Source organism: Streptomyces sp. NPDC002867, from assembly GCF_053591895.1.
Genome location: NZ_JBSFUR010000006.1, coordinates 269,896 through 288,672, shown reverse-complemented (window position 1 = coordinate 288,672; position 18,777 = coordinate 269,896). Strand labels below are relative to the sequence as shown.

The 18,777-nt window shown below is 72.7% G+C and carries 13 protein-coding genes; 3 read left to right on the top strand and 10 right to left on the bottom strand.

What is annotated here, in order from left to right:
• Positions 1–220: 220 nt before the first annotated feature.
• From ACWD0A_RS08680 to hrcA, 6 genes are all read right to left on the bottom strand, one after another.
• Positions 221–3,421 carry a S41 family peptidase gene (locus ACWD0A_RS08680; protein ID WP_451295943.1) on the bottom strand — a complete coding sequence of 1,067 codons (3,201 nt, stop codon included), beginning with the start codon at positions 3,419–3,421 and terminating at the stop codon, positions 221–223.
• Positions 3,422–3,466: 45 nt separating this feature from the next.
• Complete coding sequence (locus ACWD0A_RS08675) at positions 3,467–3,973, bottom strand: hypothetical protein (protein WP_451295941.1); 507 nt, start codon at positions 3,971–3,973, stop codon at positions 3,467–3,469.
• Between the two features lie 118 nt (positions 3,974–4,091).
• Positions 4,092–4,835, bottom strand: a complete 744-nt coding sequence (locus tag ACWD0A_RS08670; protein ID WP_451295939.1) for a 16S rRNA (uracil(1498)-N(3))-methyltransferase — start codon at positions 4,833–4,835, stop codon at positions 4,092–4,094.
• The gene (locus ACWD0A_RS08665; protein ID WP_451295937.1) at positions 4,832–5,905 is read right to left on the bottom strand and encodes a nitronate monooxygenase; all 1,074 of its coding nucleotides are present in this window, start codon (positions 5,903–5,905) and stop codon (positions 4,832–4,834) included. The genes ACWD0A_RS08670 and ACWD0A_RS08665 overlap by 4 nt, the downstream gene beginning before the upstream one ends.
• A 292-nt stretch (positions 5,906–6,197) precedes the next feature.
• On the bottom strand, positions 6,198–7,334 hold the full coding sequence (dnaJ, locus tag ACWD0A_RS08660) for a molecular chaperone DnaJ (protein WP_307715552.1): 1,137 nt from the start codon (positions 7,332–7,334) through the stop codon (positions 6,198–6,200).
• Entirely contained in the window at positions 7,335–8,351 is a 1,017-nt protein-coding gene (gene hrcA / locus ACWD0A_RS08655; protein ID WP_451295935.1) for a heat-inducible transcriptional repressor HrcA, read from the bottom strand.
• Positions 8,352–8,516: 165 nt separating this feature from the next.
• On the opposite strand from hrcA, the gene ACWD0A_RS08650 reads away from it, so the two are divergent.
• Positions 8,517–9,239 (top strand): MBL fold metallo-hydrolase, encoded by a 723-nt coding sequence (locus ACWD0A_RS08650; protein ID WP_451295933.1) that lies wholly within the window; start codon positions 8,517–8,519, stop codon positions 9,237–9,239.
• A 26-nt stretch (positions 9,240–9,265) separates the two neighbouring features.
• Positions 9,266–10,075 (top strand): DUF3097 domain-containing protein, encoded by an 810-nt coding sequence (locus tag ACWD0A_RS08645; RefSeq protein ID WP_451295931.1) that lies wholly within the window; start codon positions 9,266–9,268, stop codon positions 10,073–10,075.
• 191 nt (positions 10,076–10,266) lie between these two features.
• On the opposite strand, the gene hemW is transcribed toward ACWD0A_RS08645, so the two are convergent.
• The 4 genes from hemW to lepA form a co-directional block, all read right to left on the bottom strand.
• Positions 10,267–11,499, bottom strand: coding sequence for a radical SAM family heme chaperone HemW (hemW, locus tag ACWD0A_RS08640; protein WP_451295929.1), 1,233 nt, complete (start codon positions 11,497–11,499; stop codon positions 10,267–10,269).
• 27 nt (positions 11,500–11,526) lie between these two features.
• A complete protein-coding gene (locus ACWD0A_RS08635; protein WP_451295967.1) occupies positions 11,527–13,530 on the bottom strand; it encodes a SpoIIE family protein phosphatase in 2,004 nt (667 codons plus the stop codon).
• Positions 13,531–13,736: 206 nt separating this feature from the next.
• A complete protein-coding gene (locus ACWD0A_RS08630) occupies positions 13,737–15,626 on the bottom strand; it encodes an AMP-dependent synthetase/ligase (protein WP_451295927.1) in 1,890 nt (629 codons plus the stop codon).
• 358 nt (positions 15,627–15,984) lie between these two features.
• Positions 15,985–17,850 carry a translation elongation factor 4 gene (lepA, locus tag ACWD0A_RS08625; protein WP_177152416.1) on the bottom strand — a complete coding sequence of 622 codons (1,866 nt, stop codon included), beginning with the start codon at positions 17,848–17,850 and terminating at the stop codon, positions 15,985–15,987.
• A 269-nt stretch (positions 17,851–18,119) separates the two neighbouring features.
• Between lepA and rpsT the strand changes: the two genes are divergently transcribed.
• Positions 18,120–18,386: a 30S ribosomal protein S20 gene (rpsT, locus tag ACWD0A_RS08620; RefSeq protein WP_177152415.1), complete on the top strand. Its 267-nt coding sequence runs from the start codon at positions 18,120–18,122 to the stop codon at positions 18,384–18,386.
• The last annotated feature ends 391 nt before the right edge of the window (positions 18,387–18,777 follow it).

Here is an 18,777-nt window from a genome sequence, read left to right as displayed (position 1 = left end):
ACTTCCGATCTGGCGGGCCCGCTGCGCGGGGCGCCTTTCCCCACCCCGCCCCTTCCCGTAACCGGGGGCTCCGCCCCCGGACCCCCGCGCCTCAATCGCCGGCGGGGCTGGATTTCGCTGCGCGAAATCAGCCCGTCCGGGGGTCCCTCCCACGGCCGCCAGGCCGTAGGGGGAGGGCGGGGTGGGGAAAGCGCCCGCCGCAGGCGCCACCGCCCCCCGGTTACGGCAGCCGCGGCGGCGACTTCGCCGCCGTCTCCTCCAGCGCCGACAGCGCCATCCGGATCGCCTCGTCCAGCTGCGGGTCCCGCCCCGCCACGTAGTCCTGAGGCGTCGGCACCACCTCCACGTCCGGGTCCACGCCGCGGTTCTCCACGTCCCAGCCGTAACCCTCCAGCCAGAATGCGTACTTGGGCTGTGTCACCAGCGTGCCGTCGACGAGGGAGTAGCGGCTGTCGATGCCCACCACACCGCCCCACGTCCGCGTGCCCACCACCGGGCCGATGCCGAGCGCCTTGATCGCCGCGTTCACGATGTCGCCGTCCGAGCCGGAGAACTCGTTCGCCACGGCCACCACCGGCCCCCGGGGAGCGTCCAGCGGGTAGCTGGACGGCTGCATCCCGCGCGGCAGGTCCCAGCCCACGATGCGGCGGGCCAGCTTCTCGACGACGAGCTGCGACGTGTGGCCGCCGCGGTTCTCGCGTACGTCGACGACCAGACCCTCGCGCGCCACCTCCACCCTCAGGTCACGGTGGATCTGGGCCCAGCCGGGCGCCTGCATGTCCGGGACATGGAGGTAGCCGAGACGTCCGCCCGACTTCTCGTGGACGTACGCCCGCCGGTCCGCCACCCAGGCGTGGTACCTCAGCGGCTCCTCGTCGGCGAGGGGCACCACCACCGCGTGGCGCGGGTCGCCGCCGCCCGCCGGGGACACGGTGAGTTCGACGGGCTTGCCCGCCGAGCCGACGAGCAGCGGCCCGGGGCCCCTCACGGAGTCGACGGGCCGCCCGTCCACGGCGACGATCGCGTCTCCCGCGCGCAGGGCGACGCCCGGCGCCGCGAGCGGTGAGTGGGCGTGCGGGTCGGACGTCTCCGAGGGCAGGATGCGGTCGATCCGCCAGGACCCGTCCTCCGCGCGGGAGATGTCCGCGCCGAGCAGCCCCTGCCGGGTCGCGCCGCTGCCGTAGCCGCCCGTCGGCATGACGTACGCGTGCGAGGTGCCGAGTTCGCCGTGCACCTCCCACAGCAGGTCGACCAGGTCGTCATGGGTGGCGACGCGGGCCAGCACCGGCCGGTACCGCTCCAGCACCGCGTGCCAGTCGACGCCGCCGAGATCGGCGCGCCAGAACTGGTCGCGCATCAGCCGCCCGGCCTCGTCGTACATCTGCCGCCACTCGGCGGCCGGGTCGATCGTCCGGCGCACGCGGCTGAGGTCGACGGTGATGTTGGTGTCGGAGTCCTCGTCGCGGGAGGCGCGCCGGTCGCTGGGGACGACCTTGAGCGTGTCGTCGGTGTGGAGCAGGATCCGCTTGCCGTCACCGCTGACACGGAAGTAGTCGGCGTCCCCGCAGAGTTCCTCCATGTGCTGCTGGACCAGGTCGTACCGCTCCAGCGCGGTCTTCGGGCCGGGGTCGTCTTGCGTCGCACGGGCCGCGCCGAGGACTCCGCGCAGCGGGTGCCGCAGCCACAGCAGCCCGTCCTTCGCGGCGCGCAGCGTCGAATAGCGGGCGGCCTCGACGGGGAACGGCACTATGCGGTCCGCGAGTCCGTCGAGGTCGATACGGGTGACGGGCGCGGCGCCCTCGTCCGCCGCGGAGTCGGACGCACCGTCCTTGTCCGGGTCGAAGGCCCGCCCGTGCCGCTGCGGCCCGAACGGCGAGGGCGTCGTCGCGGCGAGCGTGATCAGGTGCGGCCGGCAGCCGCCGATGAAGGCGAGGTCGAAGACGTGCGTGTCGTAGACCGGGTCGAAGGACCGCTCGGAGAGGAAGGCGAGGTGCTTGCCGTCGAGCGTGAAAGCGGGCTGGAAGTCCTTGAACCGCAGCGGTGTCGCCTCGGAGACCGTCAGATCGCCGGTGTTGGCGAGTTTGATCTGACGCAGCGGGCTGGGGCCGGGGTGCGACCAGGCGAGCCAGCCCGAGTCGGGTGAGAAGACGAGCCCTGTGGCGTCGCCGTGCTCGCTGCGGTCGACCTCGCGGACCTCGCCGGACTCGCGCTCGACGAGCAGCACCCGGCCGTCGTGCGAGGCGACGGCCGCGCGGCTGCCGTCGGGCGCGACGGCGAGGCTGAGAACGCGGCCGATCCGGCCCGCGGCGAGCCTGCGGGGCGTGGCGCCCGCGGCGGGGCCGGTCGCTGGCGCGAACTCGAGCGCGTCGTCCCCCTCGGCGTCGGTCACCCAGACGACGTGCTCCTCGCCGTCCACGCGGAAGGTGCGCGGCAGCCGGGAGCGCACTCCGGGCTCCACGGCGAGCGAACGCGCGGGCCCTCCGCGGTGGGTGACCCAGTGGATGCCGCCGCGGACCTCGACGGCGCTGCCGCGGCCGGTGTGGTCGGGGGCGGCGTCACCGAGGTGGTGGTCGGCGTCGACGGGCCGGGACCGCAGGTCGGTGCGCTGACCGCCGAGACTGATGTCGAGCCGGCGCGGCTCGGCGCCGGCCAGATCGTCGAGGATCCACAGTTCGCCGGCGCAGGCGTAGACGACGCGGGTGCCGTCGGTGGCGGCGTGGCGGGCGTAGAAGCCCTCGACGCCCGTGTGCCGGCGCAGGTCGGAGCCGTCGGGCAGCGAGGAGTACAGCGCGCCGACTCCCTCGTGGTCGGACAGGAACGCGATCCTGTCGCCGACCCACAGGGGGTACTCGATGTTGCCGTCGACGTCCTCGTGGAGGCGCACGAACTCTCCGTCGCCCGCCGCGTCGATCCACAACTTGCCCGCGGTGCCGCCCCGGTAGCGCTTCCAGGCCGCGGCCTCGCGTCCCATCGTCGCCGACAGCAGCAGCGTCTGCGGGCCGAAGGCGACGTCGCCGACGAGCCCGTACGGAAGGGTGGTGGCGGGGCCGCCGTCGAGGGGCACGGCGTGCGCCCAGGTGCGGCGCAACGACGCCTGCCCGTGGGTGGTGAGCGCGAGGACGTGGCCCTCCGGGGTCCAGCCGCGTACGGAGGTCTTGTAACTGCCCCAGTGGGACAGGCGGTCCGACGGCCCGCCGTCGAGAGGCGCGACGTGCACCTCGGGCGCGCCGTCGCGGTACGAGGTCCAGGCGATGCGCGTGCCGTCGGGCGAGATTCTCGGATGGTTCACGGGCACGTCGTCGGCGCTGACGCGCCACGCGCGGCCGCCGTCGAGCGGCGCCACCCAGACGTCGTCCTCGGCGGTGAAGGCGATCGACTCGCCGTGCAGATGGGGAAACCGGAGGTAGGCAGGGTGCGTCACACCGTCACCCTAGGCAGGTGGAGGCCCTGTGCGGGGGGCTTTGGATCACTTGGCCGGAACGGCGGTCACGGTGACGGTGACGGTGACGGTGGGGCCCGGCTGGGGCGGGGCGGTGGTCCGGGGCCCCCTCGTGCCGGGCGGGGTGCTGCTCGGCACGGCGGAGCAGTCGCCGAGCATGGTCGCCTGGAAGACGACCTTCCTGTCGATCCGGGCGGTCAGATCCCCGCGTACGCACTGTCCGGCGCGCTCGTCGGTCACCTTGCCCTTGATGGTGATGGTCTGACCGGATTCGGTCTCTCCCCGGCAGTCGACCGTCGCGCTGCCCGGGGCCGTGGTGGCGCCCGAGGGGCTCGCGCCCCTGTTCACGATGGCGGTGCAGCTGAGCCACGCCACGTCGAAGGTCAGCCGTTCCAGCGTGGCGGTCGCCGTCCGGTCGGTGGTGACGGCCACGGCGGCGGAGTCCAGCCCGCCGGCCGCCGGCTCGCAGGCGGCCAGGCTCGCGACGGCGATTCCGCAGGCGCCGGCGGCGACCACGGTTCTGAGCACACTCATGGGTGGCAGGGTGCCATCCACGAGTGCCCGGGAAAAGGACGGTTGTGGCCAGCGTGGTGCGCGTACGGCCGGTCCATGACCGGGAAGGCCACCCGTGCCGACGCGCGGCCCCTCCCCCTCAGGACCAGCGGCCCGTGCGGCCCAGCAGCAGGGCCGTCGCCGCGGTTCCGGCGGTCGACGTGCGCAGCACGCTGCGGCCCAGGCGGAACGGCTTCGCGCCCGCCTCCGCGAACGCCTCCAGCTCCTGCGGGGACACGCCGCCCTCCGGGCCGACGACCAGCACGATCGAGCCCTGTGCGGGGAGTTCGGCGGTGGCCAGCGGCTCCGCGCCCTCCTCGTGCAGCACGGCCGCGAAGTCCGCGGCCGCCAGCAGCGCCGCCACCTGCTTGGTCGTCGCCGCCTCCGCGACCTCGGGGAAGCGCAGCCTGCGGGACTGCTTGCCCGCCTCCCGCGCGGTGGAACGCCATTTGGCCAGCGACTTGGCCCCGCGCTCGCCCTTCCACTGCGTGATGCAGCGCGCGGCCGCCCACGGCACGACGGCGTCCACGCCCGTCTCCGTCATCGTCTCCACGGCGAGTTCGCCGCGGTCCCCCTTGGGCAGCGCCTGGACGACGGTGATCCTCGGCGCAGGTTCCGGCTCGGCCGGGCACTCCCGCACCTCGATCGTCAGCCGGTCCTTGCCCTCGGTGGCCAGCACCGAGCCCGCCGCGCCACGCCCCTGACCGTCCGTCAGAACGATCTCCTCGCCCGCCTGCAGCCGCCGTACGGACACGGCATGCCGTCCCTCGGGGCCGTCCAGGGTGACGACACCGCCCGGCGCGACGCCTTCGAGCGACTCGACGACGAACACGGGGGCGGTCATCGCGCACCGCCCAGCGCCAGCGCGGCCCGCGCGGAGTCCAGTTCCGCGGCGAGGAGCTCCACCAGCCGCCCCGCGGGCAGTTCGCGGGCCAACCGGTGGCCCTGCCCGGCCCACAGCGCCATGCCCTGCGGGTCCCCGGCCTTCGCCGCCGCCTTGCGCAGCCCGCTCGTCAGGTGGTGGACCTCGGGGTAGGCGGCGGGGGCGTACGGGCCGTGCTCGTGCATGAAGCGGTTCACCAGCCCGCGCGCCGGCCGCCCGGAGAAGGCGCGGGTCAACGCGGTGCGGGCGAACAGGGGGTTGGTCATGGCCTGCTTGTGGAGGGCGTTCGCCCCGGACTCCGGACAGACGAGGAACGCCGTGCCGAGCTGTGCGGCGCTCGCTCCCGCCGCCAGCACAGCGGCGATCTGCGCGCCCCGCATCAGGCCGCCGGCCGCGACGACCGGAAGGTGCACCGCCTCGCGCACGAGAGTGATCAGGGAGAGCAGCCCGATGCCGGAGCCGTCCGCGGCCGGGTCGTCGCGGTGCGTGCCCTGGTGGCCGCCCGCCTCGATGCCCTGCACGCACACGGCGTCGGCACCGGCCCACTGCGCGGCCTGCGCCTCCTCCGGCGTGGTGACGGTGACCACCGTGATCGTGCCTGCGGCGGACAGCGCGGCGAGCGCGTCGCGCGAAGGACAGCCGAAGGTGAAGGAGACGACCGGGACGGGGTCGTCGATCAGGATCGCGAGCTTGGCCTCGTAGCCGTCGTCCCGCCCCGCGTCGGGGTCGCCCAGCGGGGTGTCGTACCAGGAGGACTCACCGGCGAGCTGATGCCGGTAGACCTCGACGGCCGCCGGATCGGCGCTGCCGGGCTGCGGCATGAACAGATTGACGCCGAAGGGGCTCGCCGTGCGGCTGCGGATCTGTTTGATCTCCTGGTACATGCCGTCCGCCGTCTTGTACCCGGCGGCGAGGAACCCGAGCCCGCCGGCGTCGGACACGGCGGCGGCGAGCTCCGGACAGGATGCACCGCCGGCCATGGGGGCCTGCACGATCGGATAACGGCAAAGACCGGTCAGCGCGGACGACATGCAGGCATCGTCGCATGCCCCGGCGCCCCGACCGAATCCAGGATTCCGCTCCGCCGGAGCGCGCACGGGGGCGCCTGCGGCGGGCTGCCCCCTTCCGGCGGCCGTGGGGCCCCGAAAGCGCCCGCTGCGCGGTGTGGACCGATGCCGGAGCCCCCACAGGCCCGCAGCGGGGCCTCGCGCCCACCTGGCGCGCAGCGCGGTACGAGACCGGGCAGAGCCCGAACCCGCGCCCGGCGGCTCGCGCAGCGCGCTACCGGGGCCGGACCCCCGGGGTGGGGAGAGAACCTACGGGCTAACGCCCGTTGAACGCGTCCTTCAGGCGCGAGAACAGCCCCTGCTGCCCCGGCTGGAACTGACCCGTAGGCCGCTCCTCGCCCCGCAGCTTCGCCAGGTCCCGCAGCAACCGCTCCTGCTCCGGGTCCAGCTTCGTCGGCGTCGTCACCTCGACATGGACGATCAGGTCGCCCCGGCCGCCGCCGCGCAGGTGCGTGATGCCGCGTCCGTGCAGCGGGATCGACTGGCCGGACTGCGTGCCGGGCCGGATGTCGACCTCCTCCATGCCGTCGAGCGTCTCCAGCGGGCACTTCGTGCCCAGCGCCGCCGCCGTCATGGGGATCGTCACCGTGCAGTGCAGGTCGTCGCCGCGCCGCTGGAAGACCGGGTGCGCGATCTCGTGGATCTCGACGTACAGGTCACCGGCGGGGCCGCCGCCCGGGCCGACCTCGCCCTCGCCCGCCAGCTGGATGCGCGTGCCGTTGTCGACACCCGCGGGGATCTTCACGGTGAGCGTGCGACGCGACCGGATCCGGCCGTCTCCCGCGCACTCCGGGCACGGGGTCGGCACGACGGTGCCGAAGCCCTGGCACTGCGGACACGGACGGGACGTCATGACCTGGCCCAGGAAGGACCGCGTCACCTGCGAGACCTCACCGCGGCCGCGGCACATGTCACAGGTCTGCGCGGAGGTGCCGGGGGCCGCGCCCTCGCCGGAGCACGTCGTGCACACCACGGCCGTGTCGACCTGGATGTCCTTCGTCGTGCCGAAGGCCGCCTCGTTGAGCTCGACCTCCAGGCGGATCATGGCGTCCTGGCCGCGCCGCGTACGCGAACGGGGTCCGCGCTGCGACGCCGTGCCGAAGAAGGCGTCCATGATGTCGGAGAAGTTCCCGAAGCCGCCCGCGCCGAAGCCGCCCGCGCCACCGCCGCCGGCCTGGGACAGAGGGTCGCCGCCGAGGTCGTAGACCTGCTTCTTCTGCGGGTCCGAGAGCACCTCGTACGCCGCGTTGATCTCCTTGAAGCGCTCCTGCGTCTTCGGATCCGGATTCACGTCCGGGTGGAGTTCGCGCGCGAGGCGGCGGAAGGCCTTCTTGATCTCGTCCTGCGATGCGTCGCGGCGCACGCCGAGTACGGCGTAGTAGTCCGTGGCCACTTACGACTCCGCCAGGATCTGTCCGACGTAACGTGCCACTGCGCGTACCGCTCCCATCGTTCCGGGGTAGTCCATGCGGGTCGGTCCGACCACGCCGAGTTTGGCGACTGCCTCGCCGCCCGAACCGTAGCCGACCGAGACGACGGACGTGGAGTTCAGTCCCTCGTGGGCATTCTCATGCCCGATCCTCACGGTCACGCCCGATTCCTTGGCCTCGCCGAGCAGCTTGAGCAGCACGACGTGCTCCTCCAGCGCCTCCAGCACCGGCCTGATCATCAGGGGGAAGTCGTGTCCGAAGCGGGTGAGATTGGCGGTGCCGCCGATCATCAGCCGCTCCTCGGTCTCCTCGACCAGCGTCTCCAGCAGGGTCGCGAGCACGGTGGAGACCGTGCCGCGGTCCTCCGTCTCGAACGACTCGGGCAGGTCCTGCACGAGCTGCGGCACGTCCGCGAAGCGGCGGCCGACGACGCGGCTGTTGAGCCGGGCCCGCAGGTCGGCCAGCGAGGTCTCGCCGAACGGCGCGGGGCAGTCGACCATCCGCTGCTCGACCCGGCCGGTGTCCGTGATCAGCACGAGCATCAGCCGGGCGGGAGCCAGCGACAGCAGCTCCACGTGCCGGACCGTCGAGCGGGTCAGCGACGGGTACTGGACGACGGCGACCTGCCGGGTCAGCTGCGCGAGCAGGCGGACCGTGCGGCCCACGACGTCGTCGAGGTCGACGGCTCCGTCCAGGAAGTTCTGGATGGCCCGGCGCTCGGGGGACGACAGCGGCTTGACGCCGGCCAGCTTGTCGACGAACAGCCGGTAGCCCTTGTCCGTGGGGATGCGGCCGGCGCTGGTGTGGGGCTGGGCGATGTAGCCCTCCTCCTCCAGCACGGCCATGTCGTTGCGGACGGTGGCCGGGGAGACACCGAGCTTGTGCCGCTCCGTCAGCGCCTTGGAACCGACGGGCTCCTCGGTGCCGACGTAGTCCTGGACGATGGCGCGCAGGACTTCGAGTCTGCGTTCGCTGAGCATCTCGCGCACCTCCAGCTGCCGGTCTCGGTGTGTGTCCTGGCACTCGATACGGCCGAGTGCCAGCTTTCCCCCGGCCAGTGTACGGCGGCGGGGTACGCCCCTAGCAAGGGCGGCCGACCACGCTACCGCGAGACCTGTGCTGGTCGATGCGGATAGCGTCGCCGTATGGACGCCGCTTGGGAAGACTTCGGGTGGGAACGGCTGGCCGACGGAGTCGGCCGGCGCAGGATGCCGGCCTGGGACGCGACCGTCGGCCTGGTGCTGGGCGAGGAACACGTCCTGCTGTACGACACGGGCTCGACGATCCGCGAGGGCGCCGAGCTCCGCGTACAGGCGCAGGCGCTGGCGGGCGGGCGCCGCGTGACGTACATCGCACTGAGCCACCCGCACTTCGATCACGTGCTGGGCACGGCGGCGTTCGCCGGAGCGGAGATCTACGGGGCGGTCGGCATGGACGCGCTGCTGCGCCGCGAACGCGACGCGATCCGCGCCGACGCGGTGCGGCACGGGGTCCCGGCGGCCGCGGCGGCGGAGGCGGCCGATCTGCTGGCGCTGTCGCACCACCTGGTGAGCGGGGAGTGCACGCTCGACCTTGGCGGCCGCCGGGTGCTGCTGGCCAACGTCGGCCCGGGCCACTCCGGCCACGACCTCGCGCTGTTCGTGCCCGGCGAGCCGGAGGTCGTCTTCTGCGGCGACCTGGTGGAGGAGTCGGGCGAGCCGCAGGCGGGCCCGGACGCGATCACCTCGCGCTGGCCGGCGGCGCTCGACCGCCTGCTCGCGCTCGGCGGCGAGGACGCGCTGTACGTGCCGGGGCACGGGGCGGCGGTGACCGCGGCGTTCGTGCGGACGCAGCGTGACGAGCTCGCAGCGCGCTTCGGCGTGTCGTAGGGCGACCGGTCGTATCGTCATCCGACATGCGCAGCTACAGCCCTGACCTGACACCTCCGTGGAAGCGGTCGGCACCGGTCCCGGAGGTCCCCGCAGAGCCCGACCTGGTGGTGGAGGAGGTCGCGACCGGCTTCTGCGGAGCGGTGATCCGCTGCGAGGCGGGCACCGTGACGCTGGAGGACCGCTTCGGCAAGCACCGGGTCTTCCCGCTGGAGCCGCGGGGCTTCCTGCTGGAGGGCAAGGTCGTCACGCTGGTCCGCCCGTCCGCGCCGGCGCCGGCCCGCCCCGGGCGTACGGCCTCGGGCTCGGTCGCGGTCCCCGGCGCCCGCGCCCGGGTCGCCCGCGCCGGCCGGATCTACGTCGAGGGCCGCCACGACGCCGAGCTCGTGGAACGGGTGTGGGGCGACGACCTGCGCATCGAGGGCGTGGTCGTGGAATACCTGGAGGGCATCGACGATCTCCCGTCGATCGTCGCCGAATTCGCCCCGGGCCCGGACGCCCGCCTGGGCGTGCTGGTCGACCACCTGGTCGCCGGCTCCAAGGAGTCCCGCATCGCGGCTTCGGTGACGGACCCGCACGTGCTGGTCGTGGGCCATCCGTACATCGACGTGTGGGAGGCGGTGAAGCCGTCGTCGCTGGGCATCGCGGCGTGGCCGAGGATCCCGCACGGCCAGGACTGGAAGACGGGGGTGTGCCGGGCCCTGGGCTGGCCGTCCGGCACGGGGGCCGCGTGGCAGCACATCCTGTCCCACGTGCACTCCTACAAGGACCTGGAGCCGGCGCTGCTGGGACGGGTGGAGGAACTGATCGACTTCGTGACGGAACCGGGGGTGTGACCGGGAGTTCCTCCCGCCCCGCCCTCCCCCTACGGCCTGGCGGCCGTGGGAGGTGCCCCCAGCGAGGCTGCCTGGCAGCCCGTCCGGCGCTTGAGGACACCGCGCGAAGCGCGGTACGGGGGCCGGGGCTTGCCCCGGTTACGGGAAGGGGCGGCGTGGGGAAAGGTGCCCCGCGCAGCGGCCCCGCCCCCTCAGTCCACCAGGCCCCGCACCACCGCGTCCGCAAGCAGCCGCCCCCGCAGGGTCAGCGCCGCACGGCCCCGCGCATGGGGGCCGGGATCCAGGAGCCCGTCGGCGAGGGCGCGGCGCGCCGCGGCCAGGCCCGCGGGCCGCAGGAGATCGAGGGGGCAGCCGTCCCGCAGCCGCAGCTCCAGAAGGATCCGCTCCACCCGGCGGTCCTCCGGCGTCAGCACCTCACGGCCCGCACCCGGCGACCGCCCCTGCCCGAGCGCCGCCGCGTACGCGCCGGGGTGCTTCACGTTCCACCAGCGCACCCCGCCCACGTGGCTGTGCGCTCCCGGGCCCGCTCCCCACCAGTCCGCGCCGCGCCAGTACAACTCGTTGTGCAGGCAGCGGCCGGCCTCCGAGGTGGCCCAGTTGGAGACCTCGTACCACTCGTATCCGGCGCCCGACAGCACCTCGTCCGCGATCAGGTAGCGGTCGGCGTGGACGTCGTCGTCGGTCATGGGAACCTCGCCGCGCCGGATGCGCCGCGCCAGCTGCGTGCCCTCCTCGACGATCAGCGCGTACGCCGACACATGGTCCGGTCCCGCGCCGACCGCCGCCTCCAGGGACGCCCGCCAGTCGTCGTCGCTCTCGCCCGGCGTGCCGTAGATCAGGTCGAGGTTGACGTGCTCGAAGCCCGCCGCCCGCGCCTCCGCGACGCACGCCTCCGGCCGGCCCGGCGTGTGCGTGCGGTCGAGCACCTTCAGCACGTGCTGACGTGCGCTCTGCATGCCGAAGGAGATCCGGTTGAAGCCCCCGGCCCGCAGGGCCGCGAGGTACTCCGGGCCGACCGACTCCGGGTTCGCCTCCGTGGTGATCTCGGCGTCGTCGGCGAGACCGAACTCCTCCCGTACCGCGTCCAGCATCCGTACGAGGTCGCCGGCCGCGAGCAGCGTCGGTGTGCCGCCGCCGACGAACACGGTCCGCACCGGGCGGGGGTCGTCGCCGAGGACCTTGCGGGCCAGCCGGATCTCGTCGGCGAGCGTCTCGGCGTAGTTGTCGCGGGACGCGAGCACGCCGCCCGAGCCGCGCAGCTCGGTCGCCGTGTAGGTGTTGAAGTCGCAGTAGCCGCAGCGCGTCGCGCAGTACGGCACGTGCAGGTAGAAGGCGAGCGGCCGGTCACCCGCGCCGTCGAGGGCGGACGCGGGCAGCGAGCCGTCCTCGGGCATGGGCTCACCGTCGGGCAGTACGGAAGGCATGCCCCCCATTGTCCGTCACCCGCGGCGTCATCCCGCCTGGAGCACCAGCAGCGCCAGATCGTCCCCGGGCGGCGTCTGCGCGAACGCGTGCACGGCGGCCCTGATCCGTTCCGCCACGCCCTTCGCCGACAGCCCCGCGCATCCGGCGAGTACCGTCGCGAGACCGTCCTCGTCGTCGAACATCCGGGGCCCGGAGCGCCGCTCGGTCACCCCGTCCGTGACGCACAGCAGCGTCTCGCCCGGTGCCAGGTCGAACGTGCTGCTCCGGTACGCGACGTCGTCGACCACCCCGAGGAGCACCTGCGGCTCGGCGATGACGGTGACCGTGCCGTCGGGGCGCAGCAGCAGCGGAAGGGGGTGACCGGCGCTCGCGAGGGTGCACCGGGCGCCGCCGCGGCCGTCCGGGGAGGGCACGACCTCGCCGTAGAGCAGGGACAGGAAGCGGGAGTGGTGTCCGTCCGGCAGGCCGGGACCGTGGCCGCCGGTGACGAGCAGGGCGGCGGCCTCGGCGGCCTCCATGGCGTCGTCGAGGAGCAGGCCGTTGAGCCGGTCGAGCACCTGGCCGACCTGGTAGCCCTCGCGGGCGAGGAGCCGCAGCCAGGGGCGGGCGAGACCGGTCACGACGGCGGCCTCGGGGCCGCTGCCCTGGACGTCGCCGAGCACGAAGCACCAGCGGCCGCTCGACCCGGCGGGGAAGACGTCGTAGAAGTCGCCACCTGCCACGCCGTCCCCGCTCGGCTCGTACACCAGGCAGGTGTCGACGCCGGGGATCTGCCCGACCCTGCTGGGCAGCAGCCCGCGCTGGAGGACGCGGCTGATGGTCGCCTGCCGGGTGTACTCGCGGGCGGCACTGATCGCGAGCGCGACCCGGCGGGCGAAGTCCTCGACGAGCGCGGTCACTTCGTCCGGCAGACGGGCGGTGTCCTGCTGGGCGACGACGAGCACGCCGAGCACGCGCCCGCCGGCGGCCAGCCGGTACGCGAGGGCCGCCCCGCCGCTCCCGTGGCCGCTCCCGTCCGCAGCCGGGACGCCGTCCCGGGACGCGGCCGGCCACGGGACGGGTACGGAGCCCTGGAAGCCGGGGTCGGGCGGCTTGGGCGCCTCCGTGCCGAGAGCTGCCCGCAGGTGCTCCACGGCGGACTCGTCGCGGTGCCAGACACCGGCGAGACGCGGCGCGGGGGCGGTGCGGCCGGGCTCGCGCAGCCCGTGCCGGCCGGTCTCGTCGTCGAGCCAGACGGCGCACCAGTCGGCGAGGCGCGGCACGAGGAGCTGTCCGGCGAGGGCGGCGACCATGTTCTCGTCGAGCTGGCCGGCGAGCAGATCGGACGCCTCGGCCAGGAAGGAGGCGGCCCCGCCGCGGGCGAGCCATTCGTGGTCGTCCCGCCCCTGGGCGGGCGCCTCGGGGGCGGTGCTGCCGAGGGGCGCGGGCCCGTGCAGGTCCGCGGGCTCGCCGCCGGTCCGCGGCCGGCTGCCGCGGCCGTCGAGCGGCAGCCGCGCCCATACGGTCTTGAGCGCGGCGCGGTAGGTGATGCCCCAGCGTTCGGCGAGGGCCGCGACGAGATGGAGGCCGCGTCCGTAGTCGGGGGTGCCGGACTGGTCGAAGCCGTGCGGATGGCTGTGGACGGGCCGGTCGGGATGGTGGTCGGAGACCTCGATGATCAGGGCGGCGGGCTCGGCGCCGGCGTCTGCAGTGTCCTCGACGGGTCGCTCGTACCGGCACACGAGCTCGGCGGCCGTGCCCGCGTGGACGACGGCGTTGGTGACGAGCTCCCCGGCGACGAGCGCGGCGTCGTCCGCGAGCCGCTCGGGGCAGGAGGCGCCGGGCGGGCAGCCGCCGACCGGGCCGTCGCAGCAGGAGCACGCGCCGAACAGCCCGAGGGCGGTCCACTCGGCGACGGCCGTGCGGACGAGGCGCCGCGCGGTGCCGGGCGCCAGAAGGCTACCGGGCAGGCTCACGCGTACCCCGGCGCCGTCGGCGTCCGGCCACCCGGCGGACATGGGTGCGGGCCGGTTGCCGGTGTCCCGCTGCAACGGAATGGACCCCACGTGCGGCTCCTGGTCGGTGCTGTGCGCCGCTATGACACCGACAGGGTGACAGACAGAGCCCGTTCATAAGCACGGAGTCACCGAACTGGGTGCAGCCGTTTCATGTTTCCGCTGGTCGCAAGGGTGTGTTGCGAGGATCACGCCGCACGCCCGTGTCGCGGCCGTGCGGCGTATCCCCGTGTCGTGACGGATCAGTCCTCGCGGGACCCCGCGTACATCTCGTCGATGAGGTCCTTGTACTCCCGCTCGACGACCGGGCGCTTCAGCTTGAGGCTGGGCGTCAGTTCGCCGTGCTCGATGTCCAGGTCGCGGGGCAGCAGCCGGAACTTCTTGATGGTCTGCCAGCGCTGCAGGCCCTCGTTGAGCCGCTTCACGTAACCGTCGATGAGCTGCTCGACCTGCGGCGAGGCGACCACCTCCGCGTAGGACCTGCCGCCCAGTCCGTTCTCCTCGGCCCAGCCGAGGATCGTGGGCTCGTCGAGGGCGATGAGCGCGGTGCAGAAGTTCCGGTCCGCGCCGTGGACGAGGATGTTCGAGACGAACGGACACACGGCCTTGAACTGGCCCTCGACCTCGGCCGGTGCGATGTACTTGCCGCCGGAGGTCTTGATCAGGTCCTTCTTGCGGTCGGTGATCCGCAGGTAGCCGTCCGCGGACAGCTCACCGATGTCGCCGGTGTGGAACCAGCCGTCGGGCTCCAGGACCTCGGCCGTCTTCTCGGGCAGCTTGTGATAGCCCTCCATGATGCCGGGGCCGCGCAGCAGGATCTCGCCGTCGTCGGCGATGCGCACCTCGCAGCCGGGCACCGGCTTGCCGACCGTGCCGGTGCGGTACGCCTCGCCGGGGTTGATGAAGGAGGCGGCGCTCGACTCGGTGAGGCCGTAGCCCTCCAGGATGTGGATGCCCGCGCCGGAGAAGAAGTAGCCGATGTCGGGGGCGAGCGCCGCGGAGCCGGAGACGGCGGCACGCAGCCGGCCGCCGAAGGCGTCGCGGAGCTTCGCGTAGACCAGGGCGTCGGCGACCTTGTGCTTGGCGCCGAGACCGAAGGGCACCGATGCCTTGCCGGTGCGGCGGAAGTTGTCCTGGGAGACCTTGGCGTACTCGCGGGCGACGCCGGCGGCCCACTGGAAGATCTTGTACTTGGCGCCGCCGCCGGCCCGCGCCTTGGCGGCGACCCCGTTGTAGACCTTCTCGAAGATGCGGGGCACGGCGGCCATGTAGGTCGGCTGGACCACCGGCAGGTTCTCGATGATCTTGTCGACCCGGCCGTCGACGGCGGTGACGTGTCCGACCTCGATCTGGCCGGAGGTCAGCACCTTGCCGAAGACGTGCGCGAGCGGCAGCCACAGGTACTGGACGTCGTCCTGCGTGACGAGCCCGGTCGCGGCGGTGGCCTTCGCCATGTACGACCAGTTGTCGTGCGGCAGCCGCACGCCCTTGGGGCGGCCCGTGGTGCCGGAGGTGTAGATGAGAGTCGCGAGCTGGTCGGCGGTGATGGCCGCGACCCGCTCCTTGACGGCCTCGGGGTGCTTCTCGAGGTACTCCGCGCCGCGCGCCTCCAGGTCGGCGAGGGTGAGGACCCAGCCCTCCGGCTCGGCGGCGTCCGGCTCGACACCGGCGGGGTCGATGACGACGACGTGCTTCAGCTCGGGCAGTTCGGCGCGCCTCTCGCGCGCCTTGGCCAGCTGGGAGGCGTCCTCCGCGATCAGCACCCGGCTCTCGGAGTCGGCGAGGATGTACGCCGACTCCTCGGCGTTGGTCGACGGGTAGACGGTGGTGGTCGCGCCGCCCGCGCACATGACGCCGAGGTCGGCGAGGATCCACTCCACCCGGGTGGAGGAGGCGAGCGCGACCCGCTCCTCGGGGTTGACGCCGAGGTCGATCAGGCCGGCCGCGATGGCGTAGACCCTCTCGGCGGCCTGCCCCCAGCTCAGGGACTTCCAGTCGTCGGGGCCCGTCCCCGAGGCGGGGGGCACCGGGTAGCGGTAGGCCTCGCCGTTCGGCGTGGCGGCCACGCGCTCGGCGAAGAGAGTCGCCACCGATGGCGGTCGGTTCTCGATCTGGGTCTGGGTTTCGCTCACGACGTCCTCCGGGCCTGCGGCAACATGCACGACTGGCTGGTTGTTTAACTGGCGAGTAACCATCGAGCCGTGATCAGGGTAGAGCGCACATGGGCGGCGCGTAAGAGCCTGCGGGCTGCCGCTTCATAACGAACGGAGCGCAGGTCCGCTCTCTGGAGCAACCGGTCGGTGCTGTGTACATGTAACGATTCGTGCCCGTCCGGTGGCCGAAAAGCGCCCGTCCTGGGCCGGACGGGCGCTTTTCGGTACGCGAGGGAAGCGAGGGGTCGTACGCGGGGGAAGCGGAAGGGGACGGACCGGGCGACCGAGGGAGGAACGGCTGCTTCCCGTTCCCGCCCCCGCCCGCCCGGTCTCCTGCCTACTTCTTGCTCTTACCGCCCTCGTCGCTGGACAGCACCGCGATGAAGGCCTCCTGCGGCACCTCCACGGAGCCGACCATCTTCATGCGCTTCTTGCCTTCCTTCTGCTTCTCCAGCAGCTTCCGCTTACGGGAGATGTCACCGCCGTAGCACTTGGCGAGAACGTCCTTGCGGATGGCGCGGATGGTCTCGCGGGCGATGACGCGCGAGCCGATGGCCGCCTGGACCGGGACCTCGAACGCCTGCCGCGGGATGAGCTCCTTGAGCTTGGCGACGAGCCGGACGCCGTACGCGTACGCCTGGTCCTTGTGGGTGATGGCGGAGAAGGCGTCGACCTTGTCGCCGTGCAGCAGGATGTCGACCTTGACGAGGCTGGAGGCCTGCTCGCCGGTGGGCTCGTAGTCGAGAGAGGCGTAACCGCGCGTCTTGGACTTCAGCTGGTCGAAGAAGTCGAAGACGATCTCCGCGAGGGGCAGGGTGTAGCGGATCTCGACCCGGTCCTCGGAGAGGTAGTCCATACCGAGCAGGGTGCCGCGGCGGGTCTGGCAGAGCTCCATGATCGAGCCGATGAACTCGCTCGGCGCGAGGATCGTGGCCCGCACGACCGGCTCGTGCACCTCGTCGATCTTGCCCTCGGGGAACTCGCTCGGGTTCGTGACCGTGTGCTCGGTTCCGTCCTCCATGGTCACGCGGTAGACCACGTTCGGGGCGGTGGCGATCAGGTCGAGGCCGAACTCGCGCTCGAGCCGCTCACGGATGACGTCGAGGTGCAGCAGGCCGAGGAAGCCGACGCGGAACCCGAAGCCGAGGGCCGCGGAGGTCTCGGGCTCGTAGACCAGGGCCGCGTCGTTGAGCTGGAGCTTGTCGAGCGCGTCGCGCAGCTCGGGGTAGTCCGAGCCGTCCAGCGGATACAGCCCCGAGAACACCATGGGCTTCGGGTCCTTGTAGCCGCCGAGAGCCTCCGTGGCGCCCTTGTGCAGGCTGGTGATCGTGTCACCGACCTTGGACTGGCGGACGTCCTTCACACCGGTGATCAGATAACCCACCTCGCCGACTCCGAGGCCGTCGGCCGGCAGCATCTCGGGCGAGTTGGTGCCGATCTCCAGCAGCTCGTGGGTGGCGCCCGTGGACATCATCCGGATGCGCTCGCGCTTGTTGAGCTGGCCGTCGACCACTCGTACATACGTCACCACACCGCGGTACGAGTCGTAGACCGAGTCGAAGATCATCGCGCGGGCGGGGGCGTCGGCGACGCCGACCGGGGCCGGGACGTCCTTGACCACCCGGTCGAGCAGCGCCTCGACGCCGAGACCGGTCTTCGCGGAGACGCGCAGGACGTCGTCCGGGTCGCAGCCGACGAGGTTCGCCAGCTCCTCGGCGAACTTCTCCGGCTGCGCGGCCGGCAGGTCGATCTTGTTCAGCACCGGAACGATCGTGAGGTCGTTCTCCATGGCCAGGTACAGATTGGCCAGGGTCTGCGCCTCGATGCCCTGAGCGGCGTCCACGAGCAGGACCGTGCCCTCGCAGGCGGCGAGCGACCGCGACACCTCGTAGGTGAAGTCGACATGCCCGGGGGTGTCGATCATGTTGAGGATGTGGGTCCTGCCCTGGTCCTCACCCTCGGTGGGCGCCCACGGCAGACGGACCGCCTGGGACTTGATCGTGATGCCGCGCTCGCGCTCGATGTCCATACGGTCGAGGTACTGGGCACGCATCTGCCGCTGCTCGACCACGCCGGTCAGCTGGAGCATCCGGTCGGCAAGCGTCGACTTGCCGTGGTCGATGTGCGCGATGATGCAGAAATTGCGGATCAGCGCCGGGTCGGTACGGCTCGGCTCGGGCACGTGGGTAGGAGTCGCGGGCACGCAGGGTCCTGATTCTTTGGCAGACGCCGGGTCGGTGAGCTCGGGTCCGTGTCGGATCGATACGTAGGCTCCATGGTCCCACGCGTGAGGAGCTGTGCCCGGTTTGGGCCACCCGTGGGGCGACTGGTAGCCTGAGCAGCTGTGTCTCGTGCCCTCTCCGGGGGCACCTCCCGTGTCCGAAGGGCGAGGGGGGAGGGACACGAAGTTGAAGATCATCGAACTCCTCCTGCGCCCCATGGGCGTGGGTGAACCCCAGAAAAGGGCTTTTCGTGGCGAACATCAAGTCCCAGATCAAGCGGAACAAGACGAACGAGAAGGCGCGCCTGCGCAACAAGGCCGTCAAGTCGTCGCTCAAGACCGCGATCCGCAAGGCCCGTGAGGCCGTCGCCGCCGGCGACGTCGAGAAGGCGACCGTGGCTGCCCGTGCCGCCTCGCGTCAGCTCGACAAGGCCGTCTCGAAGGGTGTCATCCACAAGAACGCCGCCGCCAACAAGAAGTCGGCGCTGGCCTCCAAGGTGTCCTCCCTCCAGGGCTGAGCACGTGACTGATCGCCGTTAGGGATCAAGCGGGCCCTCTCATCCGCTCCCGACCGGCACCCCTCGCGCCGCACGCGGCCTGCGTTCGCCACGCGGGTGCGGCGCACCCATCCCAAAGCCAAGGCCCCGCCCCGGCCCTTCCCCAGGACCGGACGGGGCCTTTGCCATGCCCGGGGGCGGGTGGGCCGGCTGCGCGAGGAGCGGGGCAGGGCATCGGACGCCGGTGCGCACGGCGGGCGGCGCTGTTGGGGGCGGGGCGGACCCGGTGGGGCCGTCGGCGCCCGGGCGGGGCGGCGGCCTCCCGGGCCGCGCCCTGGGTACTCGGCCGGTGACGACCGCGCCGACGGGCGGGCCCATGACGGGCTGCGGTGACGAGGCTTCGTCCCCGGCT